General features: G+C 45.9%; 11 protein-coding genes and 1 pseudogene. 2 read left to right on the plus strand and 10 right to left on the minus strand.

All coding sequences use genetic code 11. The features are described from left to right. Nucleotides 1–3 precede the first annotated feature (3 nt). The gene (dacB, locus tag KO531_RS07805) at nt 4–1,497 is read left to right on the plus strand and encodes a D-alanyl-D-alanine carboxypeptidase/D-alanyl-D-alanine-endopeptidase (RefSeq protein WP_219250827.1); all 1,494 of its coding nucleotides are present in this window, start codon (nt 4–6) and stop codon (nt 1,495–1,497) included. Between the two features lie 101 nt (nt 1,498–1,598). Here dacB and KO531_RS07810 read toward each other — a convergent pair whose 3' ends face one another. The 10 genes and pseudogenes from KO531_RS07810 to aroA form a co-directional block, all read right to left on the minus strand. Further along, nucleotides 1,599–3,356, minus strand: coding sequence for an acyl-CoA dehydrogenase family protein (locus tag KO531_RS07810; protein ID WP_219250828.1), 1,758 nt, complete (start codon nt 3,354–3,356; stop codon nt 1,599–1,601). Nucleotides 3,357–3,577: 221 nt separating this feature from the next. Then, nucleotides 3,578–4,120: a DUF2058 domain-containing protein gene (locus KO531_RS07815; protein WP_006086757.1), complete on the minus strand. Its 543-nt coding sequence runs from the start codon at nt 4,118–4,120 to the stop codon at nt 3,578–3,580. A gap of 70 nt (nt 4,121–4,190) precedes the next feature. Then, nucleotides 4,191–5,012 (minus strand): SDR family oxidoreductase, encoded by an 822-nt coding sequence (locus KO531_RS07820; protein WP_219250829.1) that lies wholly within the window; start codon nt 5,010–5,012, stop codon nt 4,191–4,193. Between the two features lie 197 nt (nt 5,013–5,209). Then, nucleotides 5,210–5,905 (minus strand): orotidine-5'-phosphate decarboxylase, encoded by a 696-nt coding sequence (gene pyrF / locus KO531_RS07825; protein WP_219250830.1) that lies wholly within the window; start codon nt 5,903–5,905, stop codon nt 5,210–5,212. Between the two features lie 45 nt (nt 5,906–5,950). Continuing rightward, on the minus strand, nt 5,951–7,111 hold the full coding sequence (lapB, locus tag KO531_RS07830) for a lipopolysaccharide assembly protein LapB (protein WP_113940394.1): 1,161 nt from the start codon (nt 7,109–7,111) through the stop codon (nt 5,951–5,953). A 1-nt stretch (nt 7,112) separates the two neighbouring features. After that, the gene (locus tag KO531_RS07835) at nt 7,113–7,388 is read right to left on the minus strand and encodes a lipopolysaccharide assembly protein LapA domain-containing protein (RefSeq protein ID WP_028759876.1); all 276 of its coding nucleotides are present in this window, start codon (nt 7,386–7,388) and stop codon (nt 7,113–7,115) included. Nucleotides 7,389–7,510: 122 nt separating this feature from the next. Continuing rightward, nucleotides 7,511–7,798, minus strand: a complete 288-nt coding sequence (gene ihfB, locus KO531_RS07840) for an integration host factor subunit beta (RefSeq protein WP_006081718.1) — start codon at nt 7,796–7,798, stop codon at nt 7,511–7,513. 73 nt (nt 7,799–7,871) lie between these two features. Then, a pseudogene (rpsA, locus tag KO531_RS07845) lies at nt 7,872–9,542 on the minus strand (30S ribosomal protein S1); the annotation flags it as partial. A 99-nt stretch (nt 9,543–9,641) separates the two neighbouring features. Continuing rightward, nucleotides 9,642–10,334: a (d)CMP kinase gene (gene cmk, locus KO531_RS07850; protein ID WP_028759874.1), complete on the minus strand. Its 693-nt coding sequence runs from the start codon at nt 10,332–10,334 to the stop codon at nt 9,642–9,644. A gap of 186 nt (nt 10,335–10,520) precedes the next feature. Then, nucleotides 10,521–11,801, minus strand: a complete 1,281-nt coding sequence (gene aroA, locus KO531_RS07855) for a 3-phosphoshikimate 1-carboxyvinyltransferase (protein ID WP_219250831.1) — start codon at nt 11,799–11,801, stop codon at nt 10,521–10,523. A gap of 435 nt (nt 11,802–12,236) precedes the next feature. On the opposite strand from aroA, the gene KO531_RS07860 reads away from it, so the two are divergent. Continuing rightward, nucleotides 12,237–13,427 (plus strand): amino acid aminotransferase, encoded by a 1,191-nt coding sequence (locus KO531_RS07860; protein ID WP_219250832.1) that lies wholly within the window; start codon nt 12,237–12,239, stop codon nt 13,425–13,427. The last annotated feature ends 92 nt before the right edge of the window (nt 13,428–13,519 follow it).

The raw sequence follows: 13,519 nt of genomic DNA on the forward strand, positions 1-13,519 counted from the left end.
AACATGGAAACGTTACTGAAAACCACTCTATATGCCGGCCTGCTCCTAGCCGCAAGTCATAATATGGCCTATGCAGAGCAACATGATTCTAGGCCGATAAGTGCTCAAACCACTTCGCTTAGCCAAGCAATCAGTAAGATCAGCCCTCGACATTCACAAATCGCCTTACTGGCAATGAATATGTCGAACAATCAAGTGATCTATAGCCAACAAGCTGAGACCTTGTTTATTCCAGCCAGTACCCAAAAGCTGCTCACGGCAGTCAGTGCTATGGCTCAGCTTGGGCCTGATTTTCGTTATGTCACACAATTATGGACAGATGCACCGATACGCAAGGGCCATATCGCAGGCAGTGCTTATCTGCGTTTTAGTGGCGATCCCACGCTGACTCAAGCCGATCTCAAGGCCATTTTTGCCAATCTCGTAAAACAAGGCATTAATCGCATTGATGGACATCTGTATTTGCTCGGCGATAAACAGGAACAATTGCAAGCTCCCGGTTGGGTATGGGATGACTTAGGCATTTGTTTTGCCGCGCCAGTGTCGAGTTATATTATCAATCAGAACTGCGTCTATGGTCAGTTTAGCCCAAGCTCTACCAACAAACCTTCACAGGTAAGTCTGCGTGCAGGAAGTTATGGAGTTAAAATCAGCAGCGATGCGGTGTTTGACCAAAAGGCGAGCCGCGAATTTTGCCAACTTGATATGGTCAGATTAGGTCAAAATAACTACCATTTACGCGGCTGTTATCCTGGCGGTGAGGCAATACCACTGGCGATTGCGATCAGCGATCCGTTCAAATTTGCCCAAGATAACCTCACCTCCCTACTTAAAGGCGAGATGTCTCTTGCGGGTAAAGTACAACTCGGCACTAGCTTACCCCAAAAGGCAAAACTAATTGCCAGCCATAGCTCGGCGCCCTTACCTGAGCTGCTCGAGACTATGCTGCTCAAGTCAGATAATTTGATTGCCGATAGCCTTTTTAAGCAACTTGGTAAAAGTTATTTTAAGACCCAAGGCAGCTTTACCAATGGTGCCGCTGCCATGCAGCGAATTTTAACGAATTTAGGCATAGATTTGAGTAACGCCAATATTGTGGATGGTTCAGGATTGTCACGCTATAACTTACTCAATGCCAAGCAGTTAGCCGCGGTGTTGGCGCTAATCCACCAAGATAGCCGCTTTAGTCCGTTAATCACGAGTCTGCCACAGGCAGGGATCAGCGGCACCTTAAGATATCGTATGGGCTACAACAAGCCGCCGCTTAAACAGCAAATTTTTGCTAAAACAGGCTCGATGCAAGGCGTGTCTAACTTAGCGGGCTTTATCCGTTTGCCCCAGCATAACGACACCCTGTTTGTGGTCCTTGAGAATGGCATGAGCCCTGAATTAAAAAATCAGCATAACCCCTCATTCAATGCCGAGTTTCTTAAACAATTGATTTCAGTGCTGCAACCGTCATCAACCACTGCGACTGTGAATACTGCGGCTCACTAGAGTCATTAATTAATCGCTACAGAGTAAAAAACTTGCATAAAAAAGCACTGAGTCATCAGTGCTTTTTCAGTTTTTATCTTAACGAATATACCGAAGCCTTGTTAAAACAACTCCGCAGGCATCGCCATAGTCGTCGCATCACCAGCTCTGACTTGGGCGATATGGTAGTCCGCTTTTGGCAATAACTTATCAAAATAGAACTTAGCTAAATAGACTTTCTGCTCGGCGAAAGCTTTATCTTCATGATCCGCAACCTTATCAACCATAGCCAACCAGTAGAAACCATACAGGGTGTAACCAAAGGCATCTAAAAAGTCGACCGCACACGCATTAATAAGTGCAGGCTGAGCCACTTTGCGATCATTAACTGACTCGGCAACGATGACCAAGGCATCTAAACGTGCACACACGGCAGCCACTTTCACCGCATCAACATGGGTAAATGCACGCATTTGTGCTTTCAAGTCAGCGACAAATTCATTTAATGCAGCAAGATTATCGCCCGTGACTTTACGGCCGAGGAAATCGATGGCTTGAATGCCATTGGTGCCTTCATAAATCTGTGCGATACGGGTATCACGGACTAATTGCTCAATACCCGTTTCACGAATATAACCATGTCCACCAAAGACTTGCTGCGCCATGATCGTCGCATCAAGACCGCGATCGGTTAAAAAGGCTTTAGCGACTGGCGTTAATAAACCCACATAACGCGACGCTTTGGCTTTAACTTCATCTTGGGCATATTTTGCTAGATCCAGCTGTTGTCCAGTAAACACAGACAAAGCACGGCCCGCTTCTGTCATCGCACGAATGGTCAACAACATACGGCGCACATCGCCATGGACAATAATGGGATCAGAATCACTGCCCGTCGGTGAGCCGCCAGCGGCAACGCCTTGATTACGCTCTTTAGCATAATCGGCTGCCATCTGATACGCCGCCTGAGCACTGCCCAGCCCTTGTATACCAATCGCTAAACGCTCGTAGTTCATCATAGTGAACATGCATACGAGGCCACGATTAGGCTCACCAATCAAGAAGCCTTGGGCATTCTCAAAGTTCATCACACAGGTCGCAGAACCTTTAAGGCCCATCTTATGCTCGATAGACCCCACTGATACACCATTGGCATTGGCTAAGCTGCCATCGGTATTTACCGATATTTTAGGTACCAGGAAGAGTGAAATCCCTTTACTATCCGGTAGCTTAGCAAGCACTAAGTGGATGACGTTTTCAGTTAAATCATGATCGCCACCCGTGATAAAAATCTTGCTGCCCGTGATGGCATAACTACCATCATCCTGCGGTAAAGCTCGAGTGCGAATATTACGCAGATCAGAACCCGCTTGCGGCTCCGTCATATCCATAGCACCCGCCCATTCGCCGGAATATAACTTAGGCAAATAAGCTTGTTTCAATTCTTCGCTGCCGTGGGCATTGATACATAAAGCCGCCCCCGCGGTTAACGAGCCATAAAGTGTAAACGCATTACAAGCACTGTAAGCCATTTCGTCGACTAAGATCCCCAGCATCTTCGGCATCCCCATGCCACCAAATTCAGGATCGCCACACAAACCAATCCAACCGCCCTGGGAATACTGCTCATAAACGGCTTTGTAGCCATCAGGGGTAATCACTTGATTGTCTTGATGCAACACGCCCTGCTCATCGCCCGTCCGGTTCAGCGGATGGATCAACTCACTGCTGATCTTGGCTGCTTCTTCCAAAATGGCATTAGCAGTGTCGATATCGACCATTTCTGCAATCTCAGGCAATTGTGCCCAAGTGTTTGGAGCATCAAATACCTGTTCCAGTAGGAAACGCATATCCGTCAACGGGGCTTGGTAAGGATTCATTGGTAGACTCTTAAACGTAGGATTAAAACAGTTGTTTTAATTTATACCAGTTCACTGTAGAAAACAATCTCATTACAAATACAGCTGTGAATAATATGGAGGTACGTGAGCAAAGTATAAATTCAACCCATAAAAAAACCCTTAAGCCTGAACTTAAGGGTCTCTATTTTATAAGCTTTACCACAGGATTGTCGCAGCGTTAGCTCACAGGCTTGTGGCAATTACCACATTAAATCATCAGGAATTGCGTAATCTGCATAGGGATCATCTTCAACGACCACAGCTTTAGATTCATCCTGTTGCCACAGATAACCACACCACTGCGGCACCAGCAGTTTAACTCGCTCGGCTAACTTATGTGGTACTAAGTAACTCTTATCTTCGTAACGCACTATGCCTAACTGCCCTTTAAGCAATTCTGCCTGCAGTTTTTCATCTATGTATAAAGAATAAATTTTATTATCAAGAGTATAGTTAAATTTCACTTCAGCATAAGCTGGGATCTTAATCGCAGACTTAGTGAACTCTGTGATTAAACCGCGCACCTGTCCACGCTCAGATGCCTCTGCAAAACGTTGCTCATTTAGCACTTTATCTTTTTGCGCCTGCAACCGTTTTTGCTCGGCCACTTCTTGCTTAAAAGCACTTGAGCCATCATCAACTCGTGATTTTTTGTCACGGCGTTTTTGAGTCTTAACGTCGCGAACCTTTTGTTTACTGGCAAGCCCTGCTTTGAGTAGCTGCTCTTGTAATGCATTAGCCATGGATCATTACCTACTTAATTTCTATAAAATCAAAGTTCTCGATTTTGAATATCAATAATCTAAAACCAAACTACATTTTTGCGGCCAGTTCGCCAAGCTCTGTCATCGCTATACTGGCGCCGCCAAGTGACCAACCGCCATCAACCGGCAACACAACTCCCGTAATATAGGAAGCTAATTCAGAGCCTAAGAATAGCGCGGCATTGGCGATATCCTGACCTGCGCCGTTGCGTTTTAGCGGAACGGATTGGGCAACCTTTTGCTGTAATGCGGCGCTGGGTGCAAGGCGATTAAAACCTTCAGTATTGGCGATTGGGCCAGGCATAATCGAATTAATTCTCAGCCCTTCACAGCCCCACTCTAACGCTAAAGTTCGCGTCAGCATATCCACACCCGCTTTAGCCGCACACACATGCACTTGCATTGGCATAGCGATCGAAGCCTGCGGCGCCGAAATCTGGATAATATTGCCATTGGGGCGACGCAGCAAAGGATAAGCCTGTTTTAACACTTGAAAACTGCCGAGCAAATCAATGTTCATCACCGACTTAAAACCATTAGCCGAAAGTTTTGCGGCGCTGGCGGGGAAATTCCCCGCCGCGCCGCTGACTAGCACATCGATAAAACCAAACTCAGAAGCGATTTTATCAAAACCGACTTCAAGGGCGCTAAGATCGCGCACATCAAAACTCACCCCCAAATGAATACCGTCAGGATTGGCCTGTTGTAACTGCAATACCGCGGCATCGATTTTATCTTGACTGCGGCTCGCAACGGCCACATTTGCGCCAGCCTGTGCGAACGCAATGGCAATCGCGAGATTTATCCCACTGGTTCCTCCGACAACGACAACATTCTTACCTTGATAGTTAAACATCGTAGCATTAAACATGGGCGTTCTCCGTGAACAGTGAGATATGCACTCAGGGTGTGATTAAGTATTTTATGTTGTCATTCAACATACTATTTCAATTTTTATCCATCATCTCAAGGATACCAACGAGCGATTTCAAGCTTTTTTATTTAAACAACAGTCAAACGGCTTTCAAACCGCGCTTTAGACGGCGATTTATACGGCTATTGAAACATCTATGCCAATGATTGGTGAATCGCTTGCAATACCGCTAACGGATCGGCAGCTTTGGTAATTGGGCGACCAATAACTAAGTAATCAGAACCCGCTGCTATCGCTTGAGGTGGCGTCATCACCCGATGTTGATCGCCAGCATCACTGCCAACTGGGCGGATCCCCGGCGTCACGAGCTTGAAATCCTGACCTAACAGTGATTTCAAGGCTGTCGCTTCTTGGGCGGAACACACCACGCCATCGAGTCCCGCTTGCTGCGTGAGCTTCGCCAAACGTTGCACATGCTCAAACGCAGGCACATTGAGGCCGAGTAATTTAAGATCGTCATCACTCATCGAGGTTAATACCGTGACCGCGATCAGCATAGGCGCTTTATCGCCGTATGGCAGTAAGGCTTTTTTAGCCGCTTCCATCATGGCTAAGCCACCGCTGGCATGTACGTTCGTCATCCATACGCCCAGCTCTGCAGCAGCGGCCACGGCTTTGGCGACAGTATTGGGAATATCGTGAAATTTCAAATCAAGGAATAAATCAAAACCACGATCATGGATATCTTTCACCAGTTGCGGGCCAAACAAGGTAAACATTTCTTTGCCGACTTTAAGGCGGCACATGTTGGGATCGAGTTTTTCTATCAGTTGTAAAGCATGGTTTTTATTATCGTAATCAAGCGCTACGAGGATAGGTTTAGTCGTCATCATCTCTCCAACGGGGTTACACAAACTGTGTATTCTTCTAATAGATTACTCGCCGTCTAAGCCTCGGATCCGCTTGATACTGCCCCAGTTTTTACAGGAAGGACAATGCCAGTAAAGCGCATGGGAAGGAAAACCACACTCCTTACAACGGTAACTCGGACGGAATTTAATTTGTTGTTCAACGAGCTGCTCTAGCATAGTTAAACTTTGCTTGGCTTGCCCTTCTTCGGCTTGACGCAAATGCATTTGCATCAAGTGCTGAAAACCTTTCATGGTCGGATGGCGATATAACGCATCGAGCACCATGGTCTCTGCCGCTTTAATCTCATCAAGACTTATCATGTGCTGCGCTAAGGCGACAACCACTGATGCACCCGCACCATCGGCCATGGCCCCTGCGAGTAACTCTTGGAAGCCTTCTTTATCTTGCGTGTCGCGATAAACTTGTTTGGCCGTTGGAATCGCATCGGCAAAAAGCTCGATATCGGCTTTTTTCAGTTGCAGCAGCATTTGCTTACACTGGGCATAATCTTGAATATCGAGGAATTTTTTCGCTAGGGTCAATAATGCACGACCGCATTGGGGATCTTGCTTCAGCGCTTGCTGTAGCAGTTTAATTTTCTGCGCATCATCACTGGCTTCATCGGCTAATTGGCAATAGAAATGTGCCGTTAACGGCTTTAAAACTTGCTGACGCTTACGACTCAAACGCTTAGTGATATCAATGGCTTTCTGCCACTCTTTAATCACCTGATAAATAGCAATAAGCTGTGTTTCAGATTCTTCACTGTGATCGTCTTGGCTGACCAAGTTGATAAAGATTTCTTCAGCTCTGTCGTAAAAACCTGCTGCTAGATAATCTTTACCCAGCTCCATCATAGCTATGTCACGCTGCTCATTGGTTAATGTAGGCCGCGCGATTAAATTTTGATGGATACGAATAGAGCGGTCGACCTCTCCTCGCTTACGGAACAGCGAACCGAGTGACAGATGGGTATCGATGGTTTCATCGTCAACATCTAGCATACTGATAAACAAATCGACAGCTTTATCCGATTCGTTCGACAGTAAGAAATTGAGGCCAGTAAAATAATCCCGGCTCAATTGTTTACGTTGATTACTTTGATTCTGCCTTATGCTCCGTCGCCCCATATACCAGCCATAGGCGGCAGCAATGGGAAGCAACAGAAAGAGGATCTCAAGCATATTAGGCGTCTACATCCTGAGGGATTTTAGCGATCACTTGATTTAGTTTCTTTTTAGTTGCCGCTAAACTTAATTTCAAGCGAACAATATAGTAGCTAGCAAATAACCAACTCAAAATAAAACCAGCAAAAAAGACAATCGCTAAGACAACAGGTAAACGATATTCACCCTGTGCGACAAAATAGCTGATGGTCACCACTTGTTCGTTGCGCGCGCCAAAAATCAACGCCAGAATAAATAACAGTGCCACAAGCACAGTTGCTACAAATGATTTCACGCTGCACTCCCTAAACGCGTTTCAATTTAATGATTATCCAAGAAATTTACTAAGCTGACCAGCATTGCCTTGCAATAGATACAAAAAAGCCTCCTAACGGAGGCTTTTTACTATGCGGTCAATCACACATTAACGGCGTCAACACGCTCGCGCAGTTCTTTGCCTGGCTTAAAGTGCGGGACGTATTTACCTTCCAAATCGACTGATGAACCAGTCTTTGGATTACGGCCAGTCCGCGGTGCACGATAGTGAAGCGAGAAACTACCAAAGCCACGGATCTCAATACGATCACCGCTTTCTAATGTTGTTGCCATTTGCTCCAACATTTCTTTGATTGCGCCTTCAACCTCTTTCGCCGACAGCTGCGACTGCCTGGTGGCGAGTTTTTCGATAAGTTCAGATTTCGTCATCCTAGCTATCCCCTATTATCAAGCCAAACACAGTCGCCTAATGGGGAGAGATGTCTCCCCAAACAACAGGCGATTATTTACGAGCTGCTTTAAACGCTTCAGCCATTGCATTGCTAATAACAGCGTCATCTTGTTTGTTCAGAGTCGCCATTACTTCTTTCTCTTCAGCTTCGTCTTTCGCTTTGATTGACAGGCTGATAGAGCGGTTCTTACGGTCAACACCCATGAACTTAGCTTCGATTGCATCACCTACATTATAGACAGTAGATGCATCTTCGATACGCTCACGTGAAATGTCAGCTACACGGATGTAACCTTCAACAGTGTCAGCCAGTTCAACAGTCACACCTTTAGCATCAACAGCAGAAACAGTACCGTTTACGATAGTACCTTTCTTCTTGTCAGCCAAGTATGCGTTGAATGGATCATCTTCAGTTTGCTTAACACCTAAGCTGATGCGCTCACGCTCTGGATCTACAGATAGAACCACTGCATGGATTTCATCGCCTTTCTTGTATTCAGAAACTGCGTCTTCGCCAGTACCGTTCCAAGAAATGTCAGACAGGTGAACTAGACCATCGATACCGCCGTCAAGACCGATAAAGATACCGAAGTCAGTGATTGACTTGATCTTACCAGAAACCTTGTCGCCTTTGTTGTAACGAGTTGCGAAGTCATCCCATGGATTGGTCTTACATTGTTTCAGACCTAGAGAAATACGACGACGCTCTTCATCGATGTCCAGAACCAGAACTTCAACTTCATCACCTAAGTTAACCACTTTAGATGGGTGAATGTTCTTGTTAGTCCAATCCATTTCAGAAACGTGAACCAGACCTTCAACGCCTTCTTCGATTTCTACGAAGCAACCGTAGTCAGTTAGGTTAGTAACGCGACCAGTTAAACGTGTGTTTTCTGGGTAGCGTTTGCTGATTTCTAACCATGGATCTTCGCCAAGTTGTTTCAGACCTAGAGACACACGAGTGCGCTCACGATCGTACTTCAGTACTTTAACGTTGATTTCATCGCCAACATTGACGATTTCTGATGGATGTTTAACACGTTTCCACGCCATATCTGTGATATGTAGCAGACCGTCAACACCACCTAAATCTACGAATGCACCGTAGTCAGTCAGGTTCTTAACGATACCCTTAACTGCTTGACCTTCTTGCAGGTTTTCTAACAGTGCATCACGCTCAGCGCTGCTTTCTGATTCGATAACTGCACGACGAGAAACAACAACGTTGTTACGCTTCTGGTCTAGCTTGATAACTTTGAATTCTAATTCTTTGTACTCTAAGTGAGCGGTGTCGCGAACTGGGCGCACGTCAACTAGAGAACCTGGTAAGAAGGCACGGATACCGTTTAATTCAACAGTGAAACCGCCTTTAACTTTACCATTGATGATACCGATTACAGTTTCAGCATCTTCATAAGCTTTTTCCAGAACGATCCAAGCTTCATGACGTTTCGCTTTTTCGCGAGACAGTTGAGTCTCACCGAAGCCGTCTTCAACAGAGTCAAGAGCTACGTCAACTTCATCGCCAACTTGAATTTCTAAAACGCCTTGAGCATTTTTGAATTGTTCAGCTGGGATTGGGCTTTCAGACTTCAGACCCGCGTCAACCAGTACCATACCGTTTTTGATTGATACAACAGTACCACGAACGATAGAGCCTGGACGGAATTCCAGAGTTTGAAGGGATTGTTCAAATAGATCAGCAAAAGATTCAGTCATGTTTAGGTTACTTTCTTTATTAAACCACTGTCCGTCCTAGACGTGGAGTCAGTCAAATTATCCGTATCATCCTTAATACGAATACCTATCCGGTGGACTAACTTAGTTAGTGCCGGATAATTTTTGGTTGATAAAGTTAAGCGCAAGCGCTAGCACTTCATCAATACCCTTACCGCTAGTATCGATAATGAGCGCGTCATCGGCGGGGACTAAAGGAGCCACCGGACGATTCATATCGCGGTCATCACGTTCGATAATTTCACTTAAAAGGCGCTCGATATTAACATCGAAGCCCTTGTCCTGCAACTGATTATAGCGTCTTTGGGCACGCTCTTCAGCTGAGGCGGTTAAATATAATTTTGCCGGCGCACTTGGGAAAACCACTGTTCCCATGTCACGACCATCGGCAATTAATCCTGGCGCCGTTTTAAAGGCCCGTTGGCGACGTAATAAGGCTTCTCTCACCCGTGGAAAGGCAGCGACTTTTGAAGCGGCATTCGAGCACTCTTGGGTGCGAATGTCGTTGGTGACGTCTTCACCTTCCAATATCACTTGAACCGGATCTTTATCATTGCCTGTTAGAAACTTCACATCCAGATGTGCCGCTAACAACGTGATAGACTCTTCATTTTCCAGTTCAACGTTATGATGAATTGCTGCAAGCGCAAGAACTCGGTAAATGGCACCACTATCAAGTAGTTGCCAACCTAGATGCTGAGCCAATAATTGACTAATTGTACCTTTGCCAGCACCACTTGGGCCGTCGATTGTGACTACAGGAGCCCGTTCAGACATACATTCCTCCGCAAAAAATAACCATCATCCGTGAGTTCATCAAGTGAGCCCCCGAAAATGAGCGCGCCGCATTGTACAACAAAAGACAAACAAAATCCGTGGATTTTTTATGAAGAATAGAAGCCGCACAAATACGGCTTACAATTCTTGACATCGATGGTTGTAACAATGACGAAACAAACAGACTTAGCCTTGCAGGCTCGCAAACTGCTTAAAGTAGTCAGGGAATGTTTTAGAAGTACAGTCAGGATCATTGATGGTGATACCGCAATCGGCAAATGCCAGCATAGAAAAGCACATGGCCATGCGGTGATCATTGTAGGTATCAATTTCAGCGGTGTTAATCACGGCTGGCGGGGTGATTTTAATGTAGTCATTGCCCTCTTCAACCTCGGCGCCCACTTTTCGCAGTTCAGTTGCCATAGCCGCTAACCGGTCGGTTTCTTTAATACGCCAGTTATAGATATTGCGAATAACCGTCGTGCCTTTAGCAAATAATGCGGCCGTTGCAATGGTCATGGCCGCATCGGGAATATGGTTCATATCTAAGTCGACGGCCGTTAATTGGGAGCCGCGGGCAATAATATAGTCATCGCCCCACTCGATATCTGCGCCCATTTTTTCGAGCACATCGGCAAATTTTACATCGCCTTGGATACTCAAACGACCCACACCCGTGACTTTGACTTCGCCGCCCTTAATCGCCCCAGCCGCGAGGAAATATGATGCCGATGACGCATCGCCTTCTACCAGTACTTTACCTGGTGATATATAACGCTGGCCTGCAACAATCTCAAAACGCGCGTAGTCATGGTTAATGACGTTAACGCCGAACTGCGCCATCAAAGCGATAGTAATATCGATATAAGGCTTAGAGACTAACTCACCTTTGACATGGATATTGACGCTGCCCTTAGCAAGCGGCGCCACCATCAACAAAGCCGTTAAAAACTGGCTCGATAAATCGCCTGCAATTTCAACATCACCGCCATTAAGGCCAGTGGCATTAATCGTCAGTGGCGGGAAACCGTCATTTTTAAGATAAACAATATTGGCACCGAGTTGCCTTAAGGCATCAACTAAATCGCCAATCGGACGCTCTTCCATACGTGGTTCGCCCGTGAGGGTAAATTCACCTTGGCCCAAGGTTAAGGCGGCGCATAAGGGGCGCATTGCGGTACCCGCATTGCCTAAAAACAATTCCTGTGCGGATGCTGAGGAAATCACACCACCTAAACCATCGAGTTCACACACAGTATTGTTTTGCGATAAACGGTAGTTCACCCCTAACTGCTTGAGGGAGGCCAACATGTGGCGGATATCATCTGAGTCGAGCAGATTGGTGAGCGTGGTCGTACCTTGGGCTAAGGTGGCCAATAATAAGGCTCGATTTGAAATACTTTTTGAGCCCGGAATATTGATTTCACCGCGGACTTGCACAACAGGTTCAAGACGTAATTGCTTCATGAATAAATCTTCTTTCTCTATAGGGCGTCATCATCACGATCACGCGGACTGAATACGCAAAATGGCAACTTCACGCTACAGCGCGTCAAGTTAAGATTACAAATAAAAGGAGATTGGGGCCTTGTTGGTGCTTCGTCGTTATAAAATTACCGATTGTCGCTAAGGATTCAACCGTTTTTTCGAGAAAAATGGCATTTTGGTCAGATTATTTGCTGAGAACAGTGTAAAAATAACAAAAACGCAAAATTTAAGCGGTTAATTTATGATTTAACCGTATTTTTGGCAGGCTTTTTTGCCAAGATAACTGGCGTGTAATCACAGTTTTCACTTTAATTACTTTACCTTTCCGCGCTATTCTACCCTCCAAACGATAAATAACGCATATCTGATACGAACAATCACGTTTGCACTATAACCAGAAAGGTAGATGGAGCTATGTTTAACACACTCATCGCAATGCCAGCGGACCCCATCCTTGGCTTGTTAACTCAGTACCGCGAAGACTCTCACCCACAAAAAGTGGATTTAGGTGTTGGCGTTTATAAAGATCCTACCGGCGTTACCCCTATTCTAAGCTGCGTGAAAAAAGCGGAAAAATTCCGTCTCGATACCGAGACCACCAAAGTGTATATCGGCCCAACAGGCTCACCACAATTCAACACCTTGATGACGGAATTAGCCTTTGGTGCTGGCCACAGTGCCATTATCGCTAACCGTATCCGCACCGTTTCAACACCCGGTGGTACAGGCGCGCTGCGCGTGGCGGGTGACTTTATCAAACGCTGCAACCCGAATGCCGTGTTATGGGTAAGCGATCCAACTTGGGCAAACCATATCGGTTTATTCGAAGCAGCTGGTATTACTGTTAAAACCTATCCTTACTATGACTACGATAGCAAATCATTGAAATTTGATGAGATGCTTGCCGCATTATCGCAAGTAAATCCTGATGATGTGGTGTTATTCCACGCCTGTTGCCATAACCCAAGCGGAATGGATTTAACCACAGAGCAATGGGATAAAGTGATTGCCCTGACAAAAGATCAAGGCTTTACGCCACTGATTGACATGGCCTACCAAGGCTTTGGTGATGGCGTTGATATTGATGCCTACGGTGTGCGTCATATGGCGGCAGCGGTCGATAATATGATCCTGTGCAGCTCATGCTCGAAAAACTTCGGTTTGTACCGTGAGCGTATCGGTTCGTGTTCTGTGATTGCCAAAGATGCCAATACCGCCAATGTCGCGCAATCTGTACTACTTTATGTGGTTCGCTGCCTTTACTCTATGCCACCTGCCCATGGCGCGGCGATTGTTGAGACGATTTTAGGATCAAAAGAATTAACCCAAGAATGGCTTGATGAGCTGAAAGTGATGCGCGATCGCATCAACGGCAACCGCGCCATCTTAGTGGATAAACTTAAAGCCAATGGCGTAAACCGTGACTTTAGCTTTATCGCCCGCCAAAAAGGTATGTTCTCTTTCCTTGGGGTGGCTCCAGAGCAAGTGGCGCGCCTACAAAAAGAATTCAGCATCTATATGGTAGGTTCAAGCCGCATCAGTATTGCTGGGATCAGTGAAGATAACGTTGATTACTTAGCCCAATCGATTGCTAAAGTGCTTTAAGCCGCTGAGTTTATCTGAACCGCTCACTCTGCTGTATTCCCGCAATAAAGGAATACAGCAGAGTTCATTTACCGCCTCAAGTGTTAAATTTT

It is taken from the genome of Shewanella sp. NKUCC06_TVS, from assembly GCF_019345515.1.
GTDB lineage: Bacteria > Pseudomonadota > Gammaproteobacteria > Enterobacterales > Shewanellaceae > Shewanella > Shewanella oncorhynchi.